This window comes from Streptosporangium sp. NPDC023825 (assembly GCF_040639575.1).
In the GTDB taxonomy this organism is placed as follows: Bacteria; Actinomycetota; Actinomycetes; order Streptosporangiales; family Streptosporangiaceae; genus Streptosporangium.
Genome location: NZ_JBFAAE010000067.1, coordinates 14,235 through 33,155 on the forward strand (window position 1 = coordinate 14,235; position 18,921 = coordinate 33,155).

The following is an 18,921-nucleotide window of genomic DNA, read 5'->3' on the forward strand; positions in this document are numbered from 1 at the left end:
CCTCGAACGTCCGGAACGCGCGATCCTCTCGCGCCCGGAACCGTGGAGGCCGGGAGGCGGCCGGCCGTCGCGCCGGCGCTCCGCCCGGTCAGGGGATGGGGCAGGGCCGATGATCAGGGTCCGGTACGGGGTCTCCCGCGCCGGGCCCGTCACGTTCCGCCAGCTGGAGGATCTCCCCGACCGTCGCCTCGTCCGCGGTGTAGATGTGAGGCACGTCGACGAAGACCCTCATCGATCCGCAGCCCACCATGAGGCCGTTCGCGACCTCGCTCTGGATGCCGCGCAGCGGTACGTAGTTCAGGTAGGAGGTGAACACGTTCTGCGACCGGAAGGCGGCGGTCATGACCAGCCGCCCGGCACGAAGCCTGAAGGCCAGGCTGGTCAGGCACGGCACCGCGTCGAAGGGCTCGCCGGGAGCGGTGAGCGAGATCCAGCCACTCTTGGTGTACGGCTTGGCGCGCAGCACGTCGGCGATCCAGCCGAGCTGGTCGACACCGAGGAACTGGCGGAGCCGCCCTCCGTAGCTGTACTTGAACGGTGGGACGACCGACCGCTCGCTGAACTTGCTGGAGTACAGCGGGATCTTCCCGGCGTCGCCGTAGCATTTCAGCACCGGGTCGTCCCAGGCCAGGCCGGTGACCTCGAACAGCACCGCCGGAGCCTCGATGATCGGGCCGCGGTCGTCCAGGGCGGGCCCGCCGTTGTCTGTCACGTGTCGCATCAGCCAGATCCACGTCTCCCCACAAGACGCGAATCTGAGGAGGTCGGACATTCAGGTCTCCACGTTGGGGAAATGGAAGGGGTTGTGTGGGAGCCGGCGTTGCCGGGAAACATTGGCGCGAACGTAGTAGACGAAATAGTGGACCATCGCGAGCAGGCCGATGATCACCAGGAGCAGCGCCATGGTCGGCGCCGCCCCGATCATTCCGAGCACGCCCACCGCGATGTAGGAACTGTTGACCAGGGCCAGCATCATCACATTGATCCCCGGCCAGGCCATCGGCGCGTACGTCTCCGGGTACCGGGGATCCACCGGCAGGTTGGGAGTCCAGCCGAGGGCCGAGAACTGGTCCTTGAGGTGGACCGCGTAGAGCAGGCGGAAGTTGTTGAGCGCCCGCGCGGTCCTCATGTGCGCGTTGACGGCCTCGATCAGCCGCAGGAAGGGCAGCACGCTGAGCAGCCCGAACGCGGCGACCATCGCGAACAGGTGCCAGGGCACGGTGAGCCAGGCGGTCAGCGTCTCCGGGCTGACCACCTTCGCGCTGGCCAGTGCGACCGCGGCCGCGAACGGGGCGGCGAGCAGGCTCATGGACAGCCGGGTCATCTTGATGCGCTCGTCCTTGGCGGCAAGGTAGACCTGGTACGTCCCGCTGAAGTCCACGGAGACGAGGGCGAGGAATTCCCCGGGTGCCACGGGCAGCCCGTCCAGGGTCTCGGGTAGTGCTTCCGCGGTCATCCGCGGTGACATTCTCCGCATCGGGACCCCACTTTCGCCGGATAGTGGATTTTCCCGTAAGAAGATATTGACCTACTTGTCAGACGAATGAGTGCGTTTTAACGACATACGTCTCAAAGTTCTGTGCGGCCTCTCCCGCGGGCGCGTCTTCCACGGATGCGTCTCTCCCGGACGCCGCCGTGGGGGCCTCCCGCGAGGGCCGTTTCACGACCGCGAGGTCCGCCGCGCGCCGGAGAACGGAACCGTCGTCCGCCCGTGCGTCAGTGCCCCTCCGCCGTCCTGAACTCCTCGTCCGGCAGGGCCTCCTCCACGGAGGCGGCCATCGTGAAGTAGGTCAGGAGCCCGGTGGTGGCCATCATGTGGCGCAGCGTCCGGCTCGCTCCGGCCAGCACCAGGCGGGTCCGGGTCTCCTGGCTCCTGCGCAGGAGCCACAGCAGTTCCGCGAGCCCGGTGGAGTCGCAGAAGGTGAGGCCCTGCAGGTCGAGGATGAGCCACGGCCCGGCCTGGGCCCGCGTGTCCGGAGACGTCCCGAAGGTCTCCGGAGATGTCTCGAAGGAGGAGAGGACCTGTGGCGAGGGGGAGAGCGAGGCCATCGCGGAGAGCGATGACCGCCCGTCCGACGGCGGCCCGTCCGACGGCGGCCCGTCCGGTGGCGGTCTGTCCGGGGAGAGGGGAGAGGGATCATCGGGGAAGAGCGGTGGCGGGCTTCCCGGAGGTGGCGGGCTTTCCGGGGAGGGGGGCGGCGGGCTCCCGGGAAAGAACGGGGAAGGGGGCTCGGGCGACAGCGGGGACGGCGGCTCCGAGGGGAGCGGACCTCCCGAGGCCGGCGGGACTTCCGAGAGGAACGGCGTCTCGGAGCGGAACGGCGTCTCCGGGAGGAGCGGTGACGGACCGGAGAACGGTGCCTGAAGCGCCGGGAACGCGGACGGCGAACCGAGGGCTGGAGGAGCCGGGAACGGAGCCGGGAACGCGGACGGCGAATCGAGTGACGGAGGAGCCGGGAACGCGGACGGCGAATCGAGTGACGGAGGAGCCGGGAGCTCGGACCGCGAGTCGAGGGCTGGAGGAGTCGGGAGCTCGGACGGCGAGTTGCCGGCGCTCAGGTTCAGGGCCCGGACGATCTCTCTCCGGAAGGTCGGCGCATAGTCGTAGTCGAGCTCGCCGATCGCCCGGACCACGATGGCGCTTCCGCGCGCATCGGCCGATATCGAGAGCGTGTTCACACCTTCGGGTGGCATGGAAAGACTCCTTAGACCCGCAGTTCACAAGGCGGGCGTTCCCTCCGTCTTACCAGGTATGCAGTTCTGGTCGCCCCGATGGCGGGGAATTACAGTGTACTTGCGAGATTTCGTCCTATCTCGCGGATGGCGGGGACGAACCACCCGCCCGAATCCCCTGGTCATCGAGCCTTCGTCCCGGACGGACGGTCCCGCCGCGCGGGCTCGGCCGGACCGGAACGGGACGGTCCCGAGCAGGCTGGAAAACCGGCGGGGCAGGCCGGAACAGGCCGGAAAACCGGCAGGCCGGCCCCTCGGTCGAGGGGCCGGCCTGCGCGCGGTGACACCGGGGCCGGATCGTGCGAGGTGCGGCCGGATCAGAGGCCGGACCGCGTGCCCGAGGTGACCCGGGCACCCGAAGTCACCTGTAAACCTGAGGTCACCTGGGAACCCGGGGTGACCTGGGAACCCGGGATGACCTGGACCGCCGTCACGGGCTGAGCCGGGCGGACGGGTGGACGAGGTTCCGTACGGGATCGTGCCGTTCCTCCCTGCGGCTCCACCGCTTTCGGTGCGCCCGGTGCCGGGCGCCGGCGCATGCCGCGTTCGGACGCCGGCCGTGGTCCGATCTCCTTGCCGAATCCCATCTGGTGGAGAAGCCGCCCCAGGGCGCCTCCCAGGGCCACGACCCCCGCGCCGACCCAGAAGAAGGGGACGCTGGCGGCCACCATCGCCACCCCGGAGATCGTGAAGCCGGTGATGCATACGATCGAGCCGGTCCAGCCCGCCACGGTGTGTCCCATGTCGTGCTCTTCGTGGATCTCCGCCAGCTCCGCGAGGTCTTTCCTTATCCCCACGATGTCTCCTCCATCTGGAGCGCCGCCCTCCGCGGGCCGTGGCGGATCGCCGGGTGGCAGGCGCTAGGTTGAATCCGCCCGTATCATTTATCTCACGAGCTAAGTTTCTTAGATAGTAAGGAGATTTCGTGGTGGAACGCAAGTCGGAGGCCGGCGTCTCGCCGCTGGAGGTCCTGGCCCGGATGGACCAGCTGATCGCGTTGAGCCTGGTCGGGCAGCACACGCTCGCCGAGCGTCTCGGCATCAACGTCACGGACCTGACGTGCCTGGGCTTCGTCCTCGGCGCGGGGGAGGAGGCGCTCACCGCGGGCCGCCTCGCCGAGCTGGCCGGTCTCACCACGGGGGCCGTCACAGGTGTGGTCAACCGTCTGGAGAGCGCCGGCTACGCCCGGCGCGTTCCCGATCCCCACGACCGGCGCCGTGTCCGGATCGTCCCGGAAGGGGATTCGGCCGCCCGCATCGCGGTGGCGTACGAGCCCACCTACCGGCGGCTCACCGAGCTCTTCGAGAGCTACGGCCCGGACGAGCTGGCCGCCATCTCCGACTGGTTCACGCGTGCCGCCGACGCCATGCGGACCTCTCTGGCCGAGATCCGCGAATCTCCGGCTCTCTGACGGAAAAGGGCTCCGGAATCTCGTTCTCGACGGTGGTACCGGGATTCTCGCGGTTTTCCGGAGGGCGCCGCCCCCGGCTACCGGCTCCGGCCGGGTCCCGGGTCGAGGGCGGCGTCCCGTGACCCGGAGCGTCCGCGGGCCACAGCTTCGATCATGGTGATGGCGTCGGCCGGGGTGCCGATCACCGGCGCGCGGGCGAGCTCGCGGCCGGTTCCCGCCGGGCGTTCACCCTCCGTCGCGGCGCGCGTTCTGCTTCGCGATTCCCTGGAGGACCTCGGTGACATGGGGCGCGCAGACCGGGTCGCGGGAGTGCCTGCCGGAGAACCAGCGCGTTTCGATCACGTAGTCGGCCGGATGGCCGCAGAGACACTTGCCGGGAGCTCCGGAATCTGCCGGTACGACCGCCGTGCGGTGAGTCACCATGAGTTGACTTTAGACTCGTTTGACTCTTTTATGATGTTTCCTCGCTCTTTTTACTAATAAATCAATTGAGGCTTGCCCAGAATCATCTTGCCTTCCGAAACGGAGGGCTCCAGGGCCGGAACGGCGGGTGCGGGCGGTGGTTCACAGGCCACCGGCGGGCAGCGGTTCCGCGATCCGCGCACCGGCCAGATCGGCGCTGACGGCGAACTTCCCCGACAGCCCGCTGACCTTCAGCAGCCCGCGCACCACCGGCGCGGGCGCGATCAGCCGCAGCGTGCCACCGTGTCGCACGGCCCTGCGCAGGGTGGAGAGCAGCACGGCCACCCCGCTGGCGTCCATGGCGGTGACCATGGACATGTCGAGCAGGAGCCGGTATCCCGGACGGCCCAGCGCGGCCAGCAGGTGCTCGCGGAGCGCGTTGGCGGTGAAGATATCGATCTTCCCTGCGACGTCGCAGACCATCCAGTCCGGATGGGCGTGCGTGGACAGGTCCATGTGGACCTCCGATCGGCGGCCGCGGGCCTCAACCCGTGGAGCGTCCGTTGGAATGGGCGGTGTGACCGATCGATGCCGCTGTGGCGATGTCGAAAGTGTGCCACACCGGGGTGCGTTTTCGCGGTGCCTGTTCGTCATCCCTGACATGTCCGGGGCCCGCGGATCCCCTTTCCGGCGGCTTCCGGCCCGGTGAGGTCGCTTCGCGCGGGACTCACCCGGCCGCCGGCGGGCCGGGCCCGAGCGCCGCCGGCGCGGCGGCCACCGCCAGGGGGCCGAGCGTCGCGGCCGGCACGTCGGCGAACTCCACGGTGCGGTCCGAGAGCCCGCCGATGGCCACGACCGCGCGGGCGCGGGCCGCCAGGTCGGGGTCCGGGCCCAGCAGCAGGGCGACGAGCCGCCGCCAGTGGCCCATGTGGGTTCCCGGCCCGTGCGCGTGGACGTCGGCCGCCTGATCGTCCCGTTCCTCGCGTACGGCGACGTGGGCAGGATGGCCGCGTTCTACAGCGCGGCGCACCTGGACGAGGCGCGGGCGATCTTTCTGTTCCGCAGCGAGGAACTGGACTACCACCACCGCGACATCCCGCGCCAGAATCCTCGCGGTCCTGCCTGATCGCCGGGCGACGGTCGATCGGGTGGTGCTCAGATCCCTACTCGCCCTGCTCGCCGTACTCGTCGTGCAGGCGCCACCAGGTGTAGGGCGGGGTCTGCGGCCGGCCTTCGGGGGAGTCCTCCCAGGTCTCCTGGCGGCCGAGCGGCGTCAGGTCGAGGAAGGTCCAGCCGCTGCCGAGCCGTTCGACCCCGCGCCCCGTGGTGGAGTAGGTGCGGTAGACGGCGTCGCCGTCGCGCAGGAAGACGTTCAGCGCGAACCCGTCGCCCGCCCCCATGTCGTCGTTGAAGTCGTTGCCCAGCGAGGAGAACCACGGGATCGTCCAGCCCATGCGCTCCTTGAACGGGGTGATCTCGGCCAGCGGGCCGCGGGACACCAGCACCAGGGAGGTGTCGCGCGCGTGGAGGTGGCTCAGGTGCCCGATGTTGTCGGTGAACATCGAACACCCCGAACAGAAGTCGTCGCCGCCCAGCCACATGAAGGTGTAGACGATGAGCTGGCGTCGCCCGTCGAACAGGTCGAGCAGGCTCACCGGCCCGTCCGGGCCCTCGAACACGTACCCGCCGCCGGCCCCTTCCTCGCCGTCCCCGCCGACCCGGACCATCGGCATCCTGCGCCGCTCGGCGGCCAGCGCGTCCAGCGCGCGGGTGTGCTCCTTCTCCTTCACCAGCAGCGCCTCCCGCGCGGTCCGCCAGTCCTGGGCCGAGACGACCTGGGGGTGGTTCATGATGCGCTCCCTCCGGCGAGTTCCCTCAAGGAACTTACTTGGGAAGACGGTAACAGGGGATCGTTCCTTAAGGGAACCCTCTCGCCTAGACTTCTCCCATGCAGCGAACCCGATTCGGTGACATGGCCTGCTCGATCGCCCGCACGCTGGATGTCATCGGGGAGCCGTGGTCGCCACTGATCCTGCGGAACGTCTATGTCGGCATCAGCCGCTTCGACCAGATCCAGCAGAGCCTGGACATCTCACGCAAGGTGCTCGCCGAGCGGCTCAAGTGGCTGGTCGAGAACGACGTGCTGGAGCGGCGGGAGTATTCGAGCCGGCCGCTCCGCCACGAGTACGCGCTCACCGCCAAGGGCCTGGAGCTGTGCGACCTGCTCCTGGTGATGGTGCGCTGGGGCGACCGGTGGGCGGCGGGCGAGGCCGGTCCGCCGGTGCTCTACCGTCACCACGCCTGCGGCGAGATCAGCCACGTCGAGCTGCACTGCTCGGTCTGCGACCGGCGGATGGGCGCCGCCGACGTCGACGTGCTGCCCGGCCCGGGGGCCGAACCCCCGGCCCCGTCACACGACCAGGCAGGCGCGGACCGGTACGAGCACGCCGGGCCCTGAGACGTGCGCCCGCCCCGGCGCCGGACGCGGCCGGTCACCGGTGAGATGGAGCCCGGACTCGCGGTGCCGATCCCTGACCGGGCCTCTGCCCGCCCTCTGCCGACCCCTTACCGAGCCTCTGCCCGCCCTCTGCCGATCCCCGCGGGGCCGGTGCCCGTCAGCCGCCCGCGGCGGTCGCGCGGGCGAGGAAGAGGGCCCGCTCGCGCTCGTTGCGGGTGAGCCCGGCGGCCCGCTCGAACTCCTCGCGCGCCTCGTCGAGGCGGCCCAGCTTCACGAGCAGGTCACCCCGTACGGCCGCCAGCAGCGGATAGCCCTTCAGCGCGCGCTCCGTCACCAGCCCGTCCACGATCTCCATGCCGCGTTCCGGGCCGTACGCCATGCCCACCGCGACAGCGCGGTTCAGCTCCACCACGGGTGAGGGGGCGACGTGGGCGAGCACCCGGTACAGGGCGGCCATCCGCTCCCAGTCCGTGTCGCCGGCGGACGGCGCGCGGGCGTGGCAGGCGGCGATCGCGGCCTGCAGGCCGTACGGGCCCAGCGTGCCGAGCTCCTCGGCGCGGGCGAGCGAGTCCAGTCCGCGGCGGACGAGCAGCCGGTCCCACAGCCCCCGGTCCTGGTCGAGGAGCAGGACCGGCTCGCCGTCCGGTCCCGTCCTGGCGCGCGTGCGGGACGCCTGGATCTCCATCAGGGCGACGAGGCCGTGCACCTCGGACTCCTGCGGCATGAGACCCGCCAGGATCCGGCCCAGGCGCAGCGCCTCCTCGCAGAGCGAGGGGCGCATCCAGTCGTCGCCGGCGGTCGCCGAGTAGCCCTCGTTGAAGATGAGGTAGACGACCTCCAGGACAGACGAGAGCCGGTCGCCCAGCTCGGCCGGGGTGGGCATCTCGATCCGCACCCGCTTGTCGGTGAGGGTGCGCTTGGCCCGGAAGATCCGCTGCCCGATGGTCGGCTCGGGCACCAGAAAGGCGCGCGCGATCTCCTCCGTCGTCAGGCCGCCGAGCAGACGGAGGGTGAGCGCCAGGCGTCCTTCCGTGGGAAGTACGGGGTGGCAGGCCGTGAAGAGGAGGCGCAGCACGTCGTCGCCGATGTGATCGTCGAGGGTGTCGTCCAGCTCGGCCTCGGCCGACTCCCGGCGGATCTCCATGTCCCGGCCGACCTCTTCGAGCTTCCGCTCGTACCGGTTCCTGCGGCGCAGCAGGTCGATCGCCCGATGCTTGGCGGTGAGCATGAGCCAGGCGCCGGGATTATCCGGTACGCCCGTCCTGGGCCACTGCTCCAGCGCGATGACCAGGGCGTCCTGCGCGAGCTCCTCGGCCAGCCCGACGTCGTGCACCATCCGGGCGAGCCCGGCGATCACTCTCGCGGACTCGATCCGCCAGACCGCCTCGACCACCCGGTGAGGATCCCCAACCGTCATGCTCCCCGATCCAAGCACGTCGTCCCCGCCCCCGACACCGCCCCGGCTTCACGCGGGGGCGGCGAAGTCCTCGGGGCCGAAGACGCGGTGGAGGTCGCCCTCACCCTCCCAGCCCTCCCAGTGGTCGCGGTGGAGCCTCATGAAGCGGGAGACCCATTCCACGGCCTCCTCCTTCGACCTGACCTGGTAGACGGCGTAGCTGATCAGCTCCTTCGCCTCTGCGAACGGACCGTCCGTGACGCTCAGCCTGCCCCCGGTGAGCTCGATCCGCGCGCCCTGGGTGCTCGGCGCCAGCCCGCCGTTGTCGAGCAGCACACCTGCCCTGGTGGCCTCCTCGCCGAGCTTCATGATGGCCTCCATCAGCTCGGCGGGTGGCGGGGTGTCGGGCCGGTGGGTGACCTTGAGGGTGGCCATGTATCGCATCGCTTTTCTCCTTGGTCCTTTTTGAACGGTCTGGTCGGGTGGCGGGCCGGTTCAGGCGCGCCGGTAGAGGTGGAGCGACAGGGCAGAGAGCCAGGCCCAGATGACCACGACTCCGGTGACGAAGGCCAGGTTGGCCCAGATGGCGCCCCCGCTGCTCGCCATCGCGGCGAAGGTCACGAGGAACAACGCGCCGCTGAGCCGTGAGAAGACGGCCCATCCCGTACGCCCTTCCGCGGCGAACCGCCGGCCGATGACGAAGCAGGCGACGATCACACACAGGAAGCCGACGGCGCCGCAGGCGAAGTGGAGCATTCCGTGCCAGCTGACCGGCCCCGGCCCCTCCGGCGTGCCGGCGGGGAAGCCCATCCCCGGGTCCGCCCGGAAGATCCCCGCGCCGACCAGGCTCACTCCGTACGCGCCGACGAGCCGGGAAGCCCAGGTCGCGCCGTGTCCGGGGGCCAGTGCGCGGCGCAGGCCGACCGCGCAGGCGACGCTCGCCAGCCCGGCGACGACGAGGTTGGCGATCTGGATCCAGCCAAGGCCGCCGTTGGCGAGCATGCTCCACGCGTGGCGGGTGAGGTCGAAGCCCTCCCGGGTCAGCGCCTGGGCGAGGGACACCGCGATGTACACCGGCCCGGCGATGACGCCGTAGCCCAGGAGCGACCTGGTGACACTCGTCTGCGGGTCGCAGGCGGTCGTGTTCGCGGTCCTCGTCGTCTGCTGGGTCATGGCCCTTCTCCTCACGCGTCCTGGGCCGGCTCCCGTGTTCCTCCCGGCCCTCCGACCATGCTTCGAACGGGCCCGGCCCGATTCGACACGGCGGCCGGATTTCTTTCAAGATTTTTCTAGGAGCGGTCGCCTTGATGCCCCGGGAGTGACCTCTGCCCCTCTGATCTGCGAAAACAGGAGTCCGGGTCGGCGCGGGCGGAGTGACCGTGATCCGCGGCGGGTGGGGCACCGCCGGCGCTGGGGAGACACGCGGTGGTGGCGCGGGCGCGAACCGCCCGCGGGTCTCGGACCTCGCACCGCCGGGGTGGCGTGGGATGATTTCCCCATCATGCCCGCGACGCTGCCCTTCCGCCTCGCCCGCGCGGCCGCCTTCGCCGCGGTCTGCCTGGGGCTGAGCGTGATGGCACACGTCCTCGCGGGAGGTTCGGTCTCCGTACCGGCCGCGACCGTGGCCCTGGTGCTCGCCTTCGCCGCGGCTCTCGCCGCGTCGGGGCGCGAACGGACGCTGGCGGTGATCCTGCCGGTGCTGGGGGGCGCGCAGGCCGGACTGCACGTGCTGTTCTCCCTCGCGCACGCCGCGTCCCCCACCGAGATGATCGGGCATGTCCACTCGGGGCTGCTGCCCGGCCTGGGCATGCTGGTGGCGCACGGCTGGGCCGTCGGGCTGACCGCGCTGTGGCTGGCGCGCGGCGAGGCGGTGCTGTGGGCACTGCTCCGGCGGCTCGGTGCCCGGCTGGGCCGCGTGCTCATCGTGGTCGTGACCCCGGCGTACACGTCCTTCCTCACCGCGGGCGCGATCGAGCCGGGTGTGCTGCGCCCGGCCGTGCTGCGCCACGTCGTCAGCCGGCGCGGCCCTCCCCGGATCGTCACCGTCACCTCCGGCTGACCGCCCAGGTCACCCGGGGGCGTGACTCGTTCCCGAGCCCGCGCGTACGTGCGCGCGGGCCTGCGCCGACGCGGCCTTCCGGCTGCCCGGCGGACCGAATCAGCGTGACAATCCCGGCCGCGTGGCCGGCACGGCCCATCGAGGCGGCGTTCGGCCGCGGCCTGCCGGTACGGCCAGAAGAAAGGCGTCAACGTGTCTGCTCGTCGTATCAACCGTGCCGGAACCAGCCGCCACGGAGTCACCCACGCCGGAATCCGGCGTACCGCCCCCGCGGGCGTCCTGCTCGCGGCCGTGATGGTCCTGGGCGGATGTGGCTCCCAGGGCGGTACGGCACCGGCCGCCGCCCCGAGCACCGCCGCACCCGCGGCCACCCCCTCCCCCTCCACCGCCGCCGTCGCCGCCGTCGCGTTGACGATCACCGATCCGTGGGTGAAGACCGCGAAGAAGGGGATGAGCGCCGCCTTCGGCACCCTGGTCAACAACACCGACGCCGAGGTGACGGTCGTCTCCGGCGCCTCGCCGCTGTCCCCGAAGATCGAGTTGCACGAGGTCGTCGACTCCAGGGGAAAGATGATCATGCGGCCCAAGGAGGGCGGGATCGTGATCCCCGCGAGGGGCACCCACCTGCTCCAGCCCGGCGGCGATCACATCATGCTGATGGGCATCACCGAGGCGGTGAGGCCCGGCGCGCAGATTCCCTTCACCCTGACCCTCAAGGACGGCAAGACCGTGGAGTTCACCGCGGTCGGCAAGGACTTCGCCGGAGGCAAGGAGGACTACCGGCCCGGCACGGACATGGGAGACGGCCACGGCGACAAGGGCGACAGGGGCAGGGACATGGGCGAGAGCAACGGCTGAGCGGGAACGGAGGAGAACTCATGCGAGACCCCCGGCTCAGCCGTAGGGGCCTGCTCGCGGGAGGCGCCGCCACCGCGGTCGGCGCCCTCGCCGCGTGCGCCCCCGACCAGGCTGTCCCCCCAGTCGCCCCCCGATCCGATCCCCGGACCGCTCCGGCGGCCTCCCCCGTCTCCGGCGGTTCCCTGGCGGAACCCTTCGACGGGGTTCACCAGGCCGGGATCGCGACGGCACCCCAGACGTACGGGGTGTTCGTCGGCCTGGATCTGCTGCCGGACACCGACCGTGAGGCGCTGGTCCGGATGATGCGACTGCTCACCGACGACGCCCGGCGGCTGACCCAGGGCAGGCCGGCCCTGGCCGACACCGAACCGGAGCTGGCCGTCCTGCCCGCCAGGCTGACCGTGACCTTCGGGTTCGGCCCCGGCCTCTTCACGGCGGCCGGGCTGGCCGACCGCCGTCCGGAGGCGGCGGCGCCGCTGCCCGCCTTCGCGATCGACAGGCTCAGGAAGGAGTGGAGCGGCGGGGACCTGCTGCTGCAGATCTGCGCCGACGACGCCCTCACCCTGAGCCACGCCCTGCGCATGGTCGTCAAGGACGCGCGCTCCTTCGCGAAGGTCCGCTGGACCCAGCGGGGCTTCCGCCGCGCCGCGGGCACCCAGCCCGCCGGGATGACCCAGCGCAACGTCATGGGCCAGCTCGACGGGACCGTCAACCCGGCACCCGGCACCCCCGAGTTCGACCGGGCCGTGTGGGTGAGCGGCGGTCCGGAGTGGCTGCGCGGCGGCACCACGCTGGTGCTGCGGCGCATCCGGGCGGAGATGGAGACCTGGGACGCCGTGGACCGGGTCGCCAAGGAGTTCACCGTGGGCCGGCGCCTGGACAACGGCGCCCCGCTCACCGGACGCGACGAGGATGACAAGGCCGACTTCGAGAAGCTCAACGCGATCGGCTTCCCCGTCATCTCCGAACAGGCCCACATCCGCCGGGCCCACGTCGCCGACCCGGACCTGCGGATCATGCGCAGGGTCTACAACTACGACGAGGGGATCACCCCGGACGGGCACGCAGACTCCGGGCTGCTGTTCGCCTCCTACCAGGCCGACGTCTCCCGGCAGTTCGTCCCGATCCAGCGCAGGCTGGCCGAGGCCGACCTGCTCAACGAGTGGACGACCCCGATCGGCTCGGCCGTCTTCGCCATCCCGCCGGGATGCTCTCCCAACGGCTGGATCGGGGACGGCCTCCTGGGCTGAGAGGGATCGCTCGCGCCCGTGACGACCTTGTCGTCACCATGTCGTCACGGGCGCACGGTGGCCGTCCCGCGTTCCGCCGATCTCCTCGAAGCCGGGACGGTCCTCCCCGCCGGCAGAGGTCGCCCGGTCAGGGAACTAGCGGTAGTGGACGAAGACCGGGTTCGAGTAGAACCACAGGTCCTCCCAGGGGCTCTCCTTGCCGTCGGCGAGCGGCTCGGCCTCGTCGGTGCTCGTGCCGCGCACGCGGGCGTAGAAGTCGCCCTGCACGTCGCGCAGGGTGTGGCGGATGACGTACTCGCGTCCCGACCTGCGCCAGTCGCGCGGCCCGAACCGGGCCACGACCTTCGTGGTGGGGTTGGTGTCGGCGTCGAGGTTGGCGCTCGGGCCGGTGATCTGGCCGGTGATCAGGTCGACGCGCCGGACCTCGGGGTGGTCGCCGTTGGCGTTCTTGCCCTCCAGCGGCCGGAACCTGATCTCGATGTCGACGTCGGTGCGGTTGCGGCGGCTCACGGTGAGGGTCTCACCCGTGGTGGCCTGGCGGCCCTGGGTGCTCGCCGTGACGTCGAGGCTGGTGATCAGGTCACCGGTGCCGACCCAGATCCGCCCGTTGCGCAGGCCGTCCATGATGTCGGCGTAGTCCTGCCTGGCGAGTACGTGGGTCTTGCTGTACTCGCCAGGCCAGAAGTCGGAGCCGCCGCGGGTCCAGTGCACGTGGGAGTCCGAGGTCGCGGTGATCCACCAGCGACGCCCCTCGCCGAGCAGCGAGTCCCAGAGGCCGCCGACGCGAGCCGTCATCTGGTCGAAGCCGCCGTAGGTCGGGTGGTTGCCGTAGCCGCCGCGCGCGCCGCCGTTGAGCGGGCCCGCCTGGTGGCCGGGAGCGCCCTCGAAGCCGACGTAGATCTCCGGTGCGGCGTTGTTGCCGTTGCGGAACTCGCGGGGGGTGTCCTGCCCGTAGACGCCGAGACCGGGTGCCGACCGCGAGGCGTGGTGGGCGATCACCAGCGGCTTCTGCCGCATGTCCTTCGCGGCCTTCAGGAACTCCACCATCTTGGCCTCGGTGTCGCGGCCGGGGTCGGCGGGGAACGCGTCGTGCTTGGCGAAGCGGCTCTCCAGCTCGAACAGCTGCTGTGCCTCACCGGAGTGGTGGGGGATCATCAGTGTGTGGTGGTCCAGCGCCGGGGCGTCGAACTCCATGCCCCAGAACTGGAGGACCTCGGGCACGAGCACGCGCGAGCGCAGGAGATCGGGGTAGGCCTGCTCAAGGTTCACCTTCGAGTGCGTCGGCCCGCCGTGGTCGGTGCACATCGCCCAGCTCAGGCCGAAGTACTTGGCCATGATCGCGTTGGTGACGATCGGGTACACGGCGTCACCGCCCTTGGTGAACTTCGGCGGGTTCGTCGAGGTGTCGAAATCGCCGCTGTACTCCGAGTGCACGTGGTGGTCACCGGCGCGCCACACCCGGTCGCGGGAGTTGCCGCGGTTCTCGCTCCCGCGCTCGGGGTCCTCCTCCGCCCACGCCGGGCCGCCGGCCGCCAGCGGGCTCGCGGCGACCAGCGTCGCCCCGAGGCCGGCGTACTTGACCAACCGACGCCGCGAGATCGACGAGCGCTCGGGGTCTTCGGTGTTCTGATCCTTCACAATTGAGCCTTTCGGTCATCTGCAGCTTGATCCCGATCCGCGAGTCTCGAAGGCCGCGCTGAACGCAACATGAACAGGGAACGGGACAACAAAGAACAATTGCCTCAGAAGGTTAGAAATCATCTTCGTGCGGTATCCGCCGGCCGCGTGGCACCATGACGGCCATGGACCACGCAGAGCTTCGGGCCTTCGCCGACCGCTGGATCGAGGACTGGAACGCCCACGACGTCGAGGCCGTCCTGTCGCACTTCGCCGAGGACGTGCTCTTCACCTCCCCGACCGCGGCCGTGCTGGTCCCCGGCTCCGGAGGTGTGGTCCGGGGCAAGGCCGCCTTGCGCGAGTACTGGGCCGCGGGCCTGAGGAGCACCCCGGGCCTGCGGTTCGAGATGATCGCCGCCTACGCCGGAATCGACACCCTGGTGATCAATTACCGCAACCTGACGGTGAGCGGCCGCCTGGTCAACGAGGTTCTCGTCTTCGACGGTCCCCTCGTCGTGGAGGGGCACGCCACGCACCTCGACGCCTGAGCGGGGCGCGGCGGCCGCGGCGCCGAACGTCCGTGAGCGATGGCGGACTCCGGGCGGAACGGACCGCCGCCTGCCCGCGCGAAGCCGGAAAGGGCTTCTTACTCGAAGCTGTAAATGTTGTAAAGAGCTTCCGTTCACGAATATCGGCGTCGATATTTACGGAGATCTGTTCCGGCGTCACCGGGTATTTCGCCTCATTGTTAGGCCGTGGCAGAGTCCTGCCGCGAGAGGTACCCCCCGGACAAAGGCAGAGTCCATGGTCAAACGCGCCCTCGCAACCGCCGCCCTCTCCCTCACCGCACTGCTCGGATTAACGCCGCCCGCCTATGCGGTGACACTGGAGCAAAAGCTCGCCGCACTTTCGAGTTTCAGCCAGCCCACCGCGGCCAGCGCCGCGAGCTGGCTTTCCGCCTGGCAGAACCAGGGAGCCTGGGGGGACTACGCCTTCGACTGGTCGACCGATCTGTGTTCGAGCAGCCCCGACCGGCCACTCGGCTTCGACTTCAGGACGCCGTGCAGGCGTCATGACTTCGGCTACCGCAACTACAAGGCGGTGAGCCAGTTCCCGGCGAACAAGGCACGCATCGACGACGCTTTCTACTTCGACATGAAGCAGATCTGCGCGGGATATTCCACCATCCCCAGAGGCACCTGCAACAGCCTCGCCTGGACCTACTACCAGGCGGTCAAGGAATTCGGCACGCTCAACGTCACCGGGGCGCAGATCGAGCGGATCCGCCAGGCGGCCGAACAGGCCACCCAGGACGCGGAGGCGTGACTCGTCCCGCTCCCCGCGGGGGCGGAATCGCTTCCCCTCGCTGATCCGTGGCGGGCCGGCCTCGTGCCGGCCCGCACCGCGAGGACGGCCCGACGTCGCCGGAGCGCGTTGACCTGGGGTGACCACACCGAACGCGGAAACCCCGGGAACGCTCACCACCACCCCGGGCACCGGGAGAAAACGTGGCACCACGCGATGCCGCCCACCCCGCGGGTCTCTCCGGGGCTCGCGTTCGCACCCCTTCATGCCTAATATGATGGGCTGCGAGTGACAGGACACGAGGGAGACCAGAAGTGATAGGTGACGACGACATCTCCGGGTGATACCGGAAGTGATCGGCCACCGGCCGGCGCGTAGGAGCGCCGTCGCCGTGGCCATGCCGTCGTTTCACTGATCCCTGTTCCCCTGCCGGGCGGCTTTCGGCGTGCCCGCGTCCCACACGAGGTTTTCTCGCATGTCCGATGCGTTCATCATCTGCTCGAACCTTTCCTTCTCCTGGCCCGACGACACCCCGGTCTTCCAGGATCTTTCCTTCACCGTGGGCGGCGGCCGTACCGGCCTCGTCGCCCCGAACGGCGCCGGCAAGAGCACCCTGCTCAAGCTGATCGCCGGCGAGTACCGGCCCGGCGGCGGGACCGTGTCCGTCCAGGGCGTGCTCGGCTACCTCCCGCAGAGCCTGCCGCTGGCCGGCGACCTGACCGTGGCCGAGGTCCTGGAGATCGCCCCGGTGATCAGGGCCCTGGACGCCATCGAGTCAGGAGACGCCAGCGAGGAGCACTTCACCACGATCGGCAACGACTGGGACATCGAGGAGCGCACCCGTGCCCAGCTGGACCGGCTCGGCCTCGGGGAGCTCTCCCTCACCCGGCCCCTGCACACCCTCAGCGGCGGCCAGGTCGTCTCCCTCGGCCTGGCGGCGCAGCTGCTGAAGCAGCCCGACGTCCTGCTGCTCGACGAACCGACCAACAACCTCGACCTGGACGCGCGCCGCAAGCTCTACGGCGTGCTGGAGGACTGGAACGGCTGCCTGCTGCTGGTCAGTCACGACCGGGCGCTGCTGGACCGGATGGACCGCATCGCCGAGCTCGACGGGGGCGAGATCCGCTCCTACGGCGGGAACTTCACCGCCTACGAGGAGGCCGCGCGCGCCGCGCGGGAGGTCGCGGAGAAGAACGTCCGCAACGCCGAGCAGGAGGTCAAGCGGGAGAGGCGGGAGATGCAGCAGGCCCGCGAGCGGGCGGCGCGGCGGGCCAGCAACGCCGCCCGCAACCTCAAGGACGCCGGGCTGCCGAAGATCTTCGCCGGGACGATGAAGCGCGACGCCCAGGAGTCGGCGGGCAAGGCGAACGAGATGCACGCCGCGCGGGTCAACGACGCCAAGGCCCGGCTCGACGAGGCGGGCCGCGCCCTGCGCGACGAGCAGAGGATCACGCTGGAGCTGCCCGGCACCAACGTCCCGGCCGGACGCACGGTCTTCCTCGGCGAGCGGATGCAGGTCCACTACGGTGAGCGTTCCCTGTTCGCGGGGGAGGGCGCCGACCTGACGATCCGGGGACCCGAGCGGGTCGCGCTGACCGGCGCCAACGGCGCCGGCAAGTCCACCCTGCTGCGTCTGATCAACGGCGATCTGGAACCGGAGGGCGGCCGGGCCAGGCGGGCCGACGGCCGGGTCGCCTACCTGTCCCAACGGCTGGACCTGCTCGATCTCGACCGCACCGTGGCGGAGAACATGGCCACGTTCGCCCCCGCGATGCCGCAGGCCCAGCGGATGAACCTGCTCGCCCGATTCCTGTTCCGCGGCTCCCGCGTTCACCTGCCGGTCGGTGCGCTGTCCGGCGGTGAGCGGCTGCGCGCCACCCTGGCCTGCGTGCTGTACGCGGAACCTGCGCCCCAGCTGCTGCTGCTGGACGAACCCACCAACAACCTCGACCTGGTCAGCGTCGGCCAGCTGGAGAGCGCGCTCAGCGCCTACGAAGGGGCGTTCGTGGTGGTCAGCCACGACGAACGCTTCCTCGCGGAGATCAAGGTCGACCGCTGGCTGCGGCTCTCCGAGGGCCGGCTGCTGGAGACGGGAGCCCCGGCGGGGACGGAGGCGCCCGTGGACGGCTTCGGGCACAGGTGACCCCGTCGTGGCGTACGAGCGGGCCGGTTCACGTCCGGCCCCGCGCCCTGGCCGCCGGACCGTACCCGTTCGGACGGCCGGACGCGTACGTCCGCAGCGCCCACTTCCACGAGGACCGGGACACCAAGATCTTCGCCGGTCCGTTGTGGGACTTCGATTTCACGTTCGGTGTGGGCGGGCTCTTCCAGAACGACCAGATCGCGGGCCGGCAGTACCGGCAGACCCGGCAGCCGCCGGCCAACGACTGGTTCCCCCACCCCGACGTCGCCGTGCCCGGAGCCCTCGATCGTCTCCGGCCATTCCCCGCGACGCCTTCGACCGGGCCCGGGAATCAGTCGTGATCAGGGTTGTTGTGCCACTTCTCGAAGGGGGGAGCGGGTGAACTCGTGAGTTCCAGGAACTGCTTCGCCCTGTCCAGGCAGTTGGGGCAGAGGGGTTCCTCGACCGATCTGGCCGTCGCCTCCGGTGCCGGTTCGCGAAAGGTTGCCAAAACCGTCATACCTGGAGGAAGGCCGGTCTCGGGGTCGATCGTAACGGTCGTCACGCTCGCGGGGATGAAACTGAAGGTGCGCTTGCATGCGTAGCATTTGCCGATTGTCGTAATCTGCTCATCTGCCATATGGCGTCATCCTCCTTCGTGAGAATTATCAGTCGCCGACGAACGAGTGGGGAGCCCCATGGGCCGCATGGTTCTACGCCGGCTCGCCGGCCTTTCACTGGTGGCCGGGGGCATCTGGGCGGCGTCGGGGTTCGCGTTCGTCGTCAGCGGTGCCATGCAGGCTCCTCACATCGTCGCCGTGTACGTTCACCCCATACCGCACCGGCTTCCCCTGAGCGTGTCAGCGGCCAAGGACATGAGCGCCGGGGCGATGTTCAGGCCGCCGAACATCCTGATGGCAGCGGGTTCCACGGTGGCCGAGAACGTACTGGCGCGCGGGGACGTCCTGCTGGGCGGTCTGTGTGCGGGGGGCGCGGGTCTTCTGTTGCACAGGTTGTTCCGATCGTTTCTCCACGACCCGCCGGCTCGCCGACGGAATCCCGCCCGGATCCTCTGGCTGGGAGTGCTCTCCCTGGTCGCCGGCGCGGCCGGGCCCGCGATTCCGGTTCTCGCCTCCTCGATGGTCCTCGACCGGACGAAGCTCGCGGACGCCTGCAGGCCGGCCGCCCTCTATTCCGGAGTTTCCGCGGTCCTTCTCGTGGGAGGGGTTCTCCTGCTCGTGCTGGCGGAGATATATCAAAGCCGCGCGAAGCCGGACGAGCCACGTCCCCGTGACCCCGTGTCGTGAACG

At 70.2% G+C, this 18,921-nt stretch carries 24 protein-coding genes; 11 read left to right on the forward strand and 13 right to left on the reverse strand.

Annotated elements, in window-relative coordinates; translation table 11 throughout:
* Positions 1–88: 88 nt before the first annotated feature.
* From AB0G15_RS36600 to AB0G15_RS36615, 4 genes are all read right to left on the reverse strand, one after another.
* Positions 89–721: a hypothetical protein gene (locus AB0G15_RS36600; protein ID WP_362849163.1), complete on the reverse strand. Its 633-nt coding sequence runs from the start codon at positions 719–721 to the stop codon at positions 89–91.
* Positions 722–772: 51 nt separating this feature from the next.
* On the reverse strand, positions 773–1,456 hold the full coding sequence (locus tag AB0G15_RS36605; protein WP_362849166.1) for a hypothetical protein: 684 nt from the start codon (positions 1,454–1,456) through the stop codon (positions 773–775).
* A 260-nt stretch (positions 1,457–1,716) separates the two neighbouring features.
* Entirely contained in the window at positions 1,717–2,049 is a 333-nt protein-coding gene (locus tag AB0G15_RS36610; protein ID WP_362849169.1) for an STAS domain-containing protein, read from the reverse strand.
* Positions 2,050–3,050: 1,001 nt separating this feature from the next.
* The gene (locus AB0G15_RS36615) at positions 3,051–3,530 is read right to left on the reverse strand and encodes an HGxxPAAW family protein (protein WP_362849172.1); all 480 of its coding nucleotides are present in this window, start codon (positions 3,528–3,530) and stop codon (positions 3,051–3,053) included.
* A 128-nt stretch (positions 3,531–3,658) separates the two neighbouring features.
* On the opposite strand from AB0G15_RS36615, the gene AB0G15_RS36620 reads away from it, so the two are divergent.
* On the forward strand, positions 3,659–4,144 hold the full coding sequence (locus AB0G15_RS36620; protein ID WP_362849175.1) for a MarR family transcriptional regulator: 486 nt from the start codon (positions 3,659–3,661) through the stop codon (positions 4,142–4,144).
* A 225-nt stretch (positions 4,145–4,369) separates the two neighbouring features.
* Here AB0G15_RS36620 and AB0G15_RS36625 read toward each other — a convergent pair whose 3' ends face one another.
* The 3 genes from AB0G15_RS36625 to AB0G15_RS36635 all read right to left on the reverse strand — a co-directional run bounded on the left by AB0G15_RS36625 (position 4,370) and on the right by AB0G15_RS36635 (position 5,474).
* Positions 4,370–4,567, reverse strand: a complete 198-nt coding sequence (locus AB0G15_RS36625; RefSeq protein ID WP_350969163.1) for a hypothetical protein — start codon at positions 4,565–4,567, stop codon at positions 4,370–4,372.
* A gap of 141 nt (positions 4,568–4,708) precedes the next feature.
* Positions 4,709–5,062 (reverse strand): STAS domain-containing protein, encoded by a 354-nt coding sequence (locus AB0G15_RS36630; protein ID WP_362849178.1) that lies wholly within the window; start codon positions 5,060–5,062, stop codon positions 4,709–4,711.
* Positions 5,063–5,273: 211 nt separating this feature from the next.
* Positions 5,274–5,474: a hypothetical protein gene (locus tag AB0G15_RS36635; RefSeq protein ID WP_362849181.1), complete on the reverse strand. Its 201-nt coding sequence runs from the start codon at positions 5,472–5,474 to the stop codon at positions 5,274–5,276.
* Positions 5,475–5,489: 15 nt separating this feature from the next.
* On the opposite strand from AB0G15_RS36635, the gene AB0G15_RS36640 reads away from it, so the two are divergent.
* Positions 5,490–5,672: a hypothetical protein gene (locus AB0G15_RS36640; protein WP_362849184.1), complete on the forward strand. Its 183-nt coding sequence runs from the start codon at positions 5,490–5,492 to the stop codon at positions 5,670–5,672.
* Positions 5,673–5,709: 37 nt separating this feature from the next.
* On the opposite strand, the gene AB0G15_RS36645 is transcribed toward AB0G15_RS36640, so the two are convergent.
* Positions 5,710–6,396 carry a DUF899 domain-containing protein gene (locus AB0G15_RS36645; protein WP_362849187.1) on the reverse strand — a complete coding sequence of 229 codons (687 nt, stop codon included), beginning with the start codon at positions 6,394–6,396 and terminating at the stop codon, positions 5,710–5,712.
* Positions 6,397–6,494: 98 nt separating this feature from the next.
* On the opposite strand from AB0G15_RS36645, the gene AB0G15_RS36650 reads away from it, so the two are divergent.
* The gene (locus tag AB0G15_RS36650; RefSeq protein WP_362849190.1) at positions 6,495–7,004 is read left to right on the forward strand and encodes a helix-turn-helix domain-containing protein; all 510 of its coding nucleotides are present in this window, start codon (positions 6,495–6,497) and stop codon (positions 7,002–7,004) included.
* Between the two features lie 157 nt (positions 7,005–7,161).
* On the opposite strand, the gene AB0G15_RS36655 is transcribed toward AB0G15_RS36650, so the two are convergent.
* Genes AB0G15_RS36655 through AB0G15_RS36665 form a run of 3 tightly spaced genes read right to left on the reverse strand, consistent with a single transcriptional unit; the run spans position 7,162 to position 9,573 of the window.
* Positions 7,162–8,421 (reverse strand): RNA polymerase sigma factor, encoded by a 1,260-nt coding sequence (locus tag AB0G15_RS36655; RefSeq protein ID WP_362849193.1) that lies wholly within the window; start codon positions 8,419–8,421, stop codon positions 7,162–7,164.
* 48 nt (positions 8,422–8,469) lie between these two features.
* A complete protein-coding gene (locus AB0G15_RS36660) occupies positions 8,470–8,844 on the reverse strand; it encodes a YciI family protein (protein WP_362849196.1) in 375 nt (124 codons plus the stop codon).
* A gap of 51 nt (positions 8,845–8,895) precedes the next feature.
* Entirely contained in the window at positions 8,896–9,573 is a 678-nt protein-coding gene (locus AB0G15_RS36665) for a DUF998 domain-containing protein (RefSeq protein WP_362849198.1), read from the reverse strand.
* A 328-nt stretch (positions 9,574–9,901) separates the two neighbouring features.
* Between AB0G15_RS36665 and AB0G15_RS36670 the strand changes: the two genes are divergently transcribed.
* The 3 genes from AB0G15_RS36670 (at position 9,902) to AB0G15_RS36680 (ending at position 12,567) form a co-directional block, all read left to right on the forward strand.
* Positions 9,902–10,459, forward strand: a complete 558-nt coding sequence (locus AB0G15_RS36670) for an MFS transporter (protein WP_362849201.1) — start codon at positions 9,902–9,904, stop codon at positions 10,457–10,459.
* Between the two features lie 192 nt (positions 10,460–10,651).
* A complete protein-coding gene (locus AB0G15_RS36675) occupies positions 10,652–11,317 on the forward strand; it encodes a copper chaperone PCu(A)C (RefSeq protein ID WP_362849204.1) in 666 nt (221 codons plus the stop codon).
* Between the two features lie 20 nt (positions 11,318–11,337).
* Positions 11,338–12,567: a Dyp-type peroxidase gene (locus AB0G15_RS36680; RefSeq protein WP_362849207.1), complete on the forward strand. Its 1,230-nt coding sequence runs from the start codon at positions 11,338–11,340 to the stop codon at positions 12,565–12,567.
* Between the two features lie 135 nt (positions 12,568–12,702).
* On the opposite strand, the gene AB0G15_RS36685 is transcribed toward AB0G15_RS36680, so the two are convergent.
* Positions 12,703–14,205 (reverse strand): phosphoesterase, encoded by a 1,503-nt coding sequence (locus AB0G15_RS36685; protein ID WP_362849210.1) that lies wholly within the window; start codon positions 14,203–14,205, stop codon positions 12,703–12,705.
* Between the two features lie 164 nt (positions 14,206–14,369).
* On the opposite strand from AB0G15_RS36685, the gene AB0G15_RS36690 reads away from it, so the two are divergent.
* The 4 genes from AB0G15_RS36690 (at position 14,370) to AB0G15_RS36705 (ending at position 17,973) form a co-directional block, all read left to right on the forward strand.
* Complete coding sequence (locus AB0G15_RS36690; protein WP_362849213.1) at positions 14,370–14,732, forward strand: nuclear transport factor 2 family protein; 363 nt, start codon at positions 14,370–14,372, stop codon at positions 14,730–14,732.
* Positions 14,733–14,988: 256 nt separating this feature from the next.
* The gene (locus AB0G15_RS36695; protein ID WP_362849216.1) at positions 14,989–15,510 is read left to right on the forward strand and encodes a phospholipase; all 522 of its coding nucleotides are present in this window, start codon (positions 14,989–14,991) and stop codon (positions 15,508–15,510) included.
* Positions 15,511–15,964: 454 nt separating this feature from the next.
* Complete coding sequence (gene abc-f / locus AB0G15_RS36700) at positions 15,965–17,632, forward strand: ribosomal protection-like ABC-F family protein (RefSeq protein WP_362849219.1); 1,668 nt, start codon at positions 15,965–15,967, stop codon at positions 17,630–17,632.
* Positions 17,629–17,973 (forward strand): hypothetical protein, encoded by a 345-nt coding sequence (locus AB0G15_RS36705; protein ID WP_362849222.1) that lies wholly within the window; start codon positions 17,629–17,631, stop codon positions 17,971–17,973. The genes abc-f and AB0G15_RS36705 overlap by 4 nt, the downstream gene beginning before the upstream one ends.
* Here the strand turns inward: AB0G15_RS36705 and AB0G15_RS36710 are convergent.
* Positions 17,964–18,251 (reverse strand): hypothetical protein, encoded by a 288-nt coding sequence (locus tag AB0G15_RS36710; RefSeq protein ID WP_362849225.1) that lies wholly within the window; start codon positions 18,249–18,251, stop codon positions 17,964–17,966. The two genes, AB0G15_RS36705 and AB0G15_RS36710, sit on opposite strands and share 10 nt — an antisense overlap.
* Before the next feature lie 100 nt (positions 18,252–18,351).
* On the opposite strand from AB0G15_RS36710, the gene AB0G15_RS36715 reads away from it, so the two are divergent.
* Positions 18,352–18,918, forward strand: a complete 567-nt coding sequence (locus tag AB0G15_RS36715) for a hypothetical protein (protein WP_362849228.1) — start codon at positions 18,352–18,354, stop codon at positions 18,916–18,918.
* Positions 18,919–18,921: the final 3 nt, after the last annotated feature.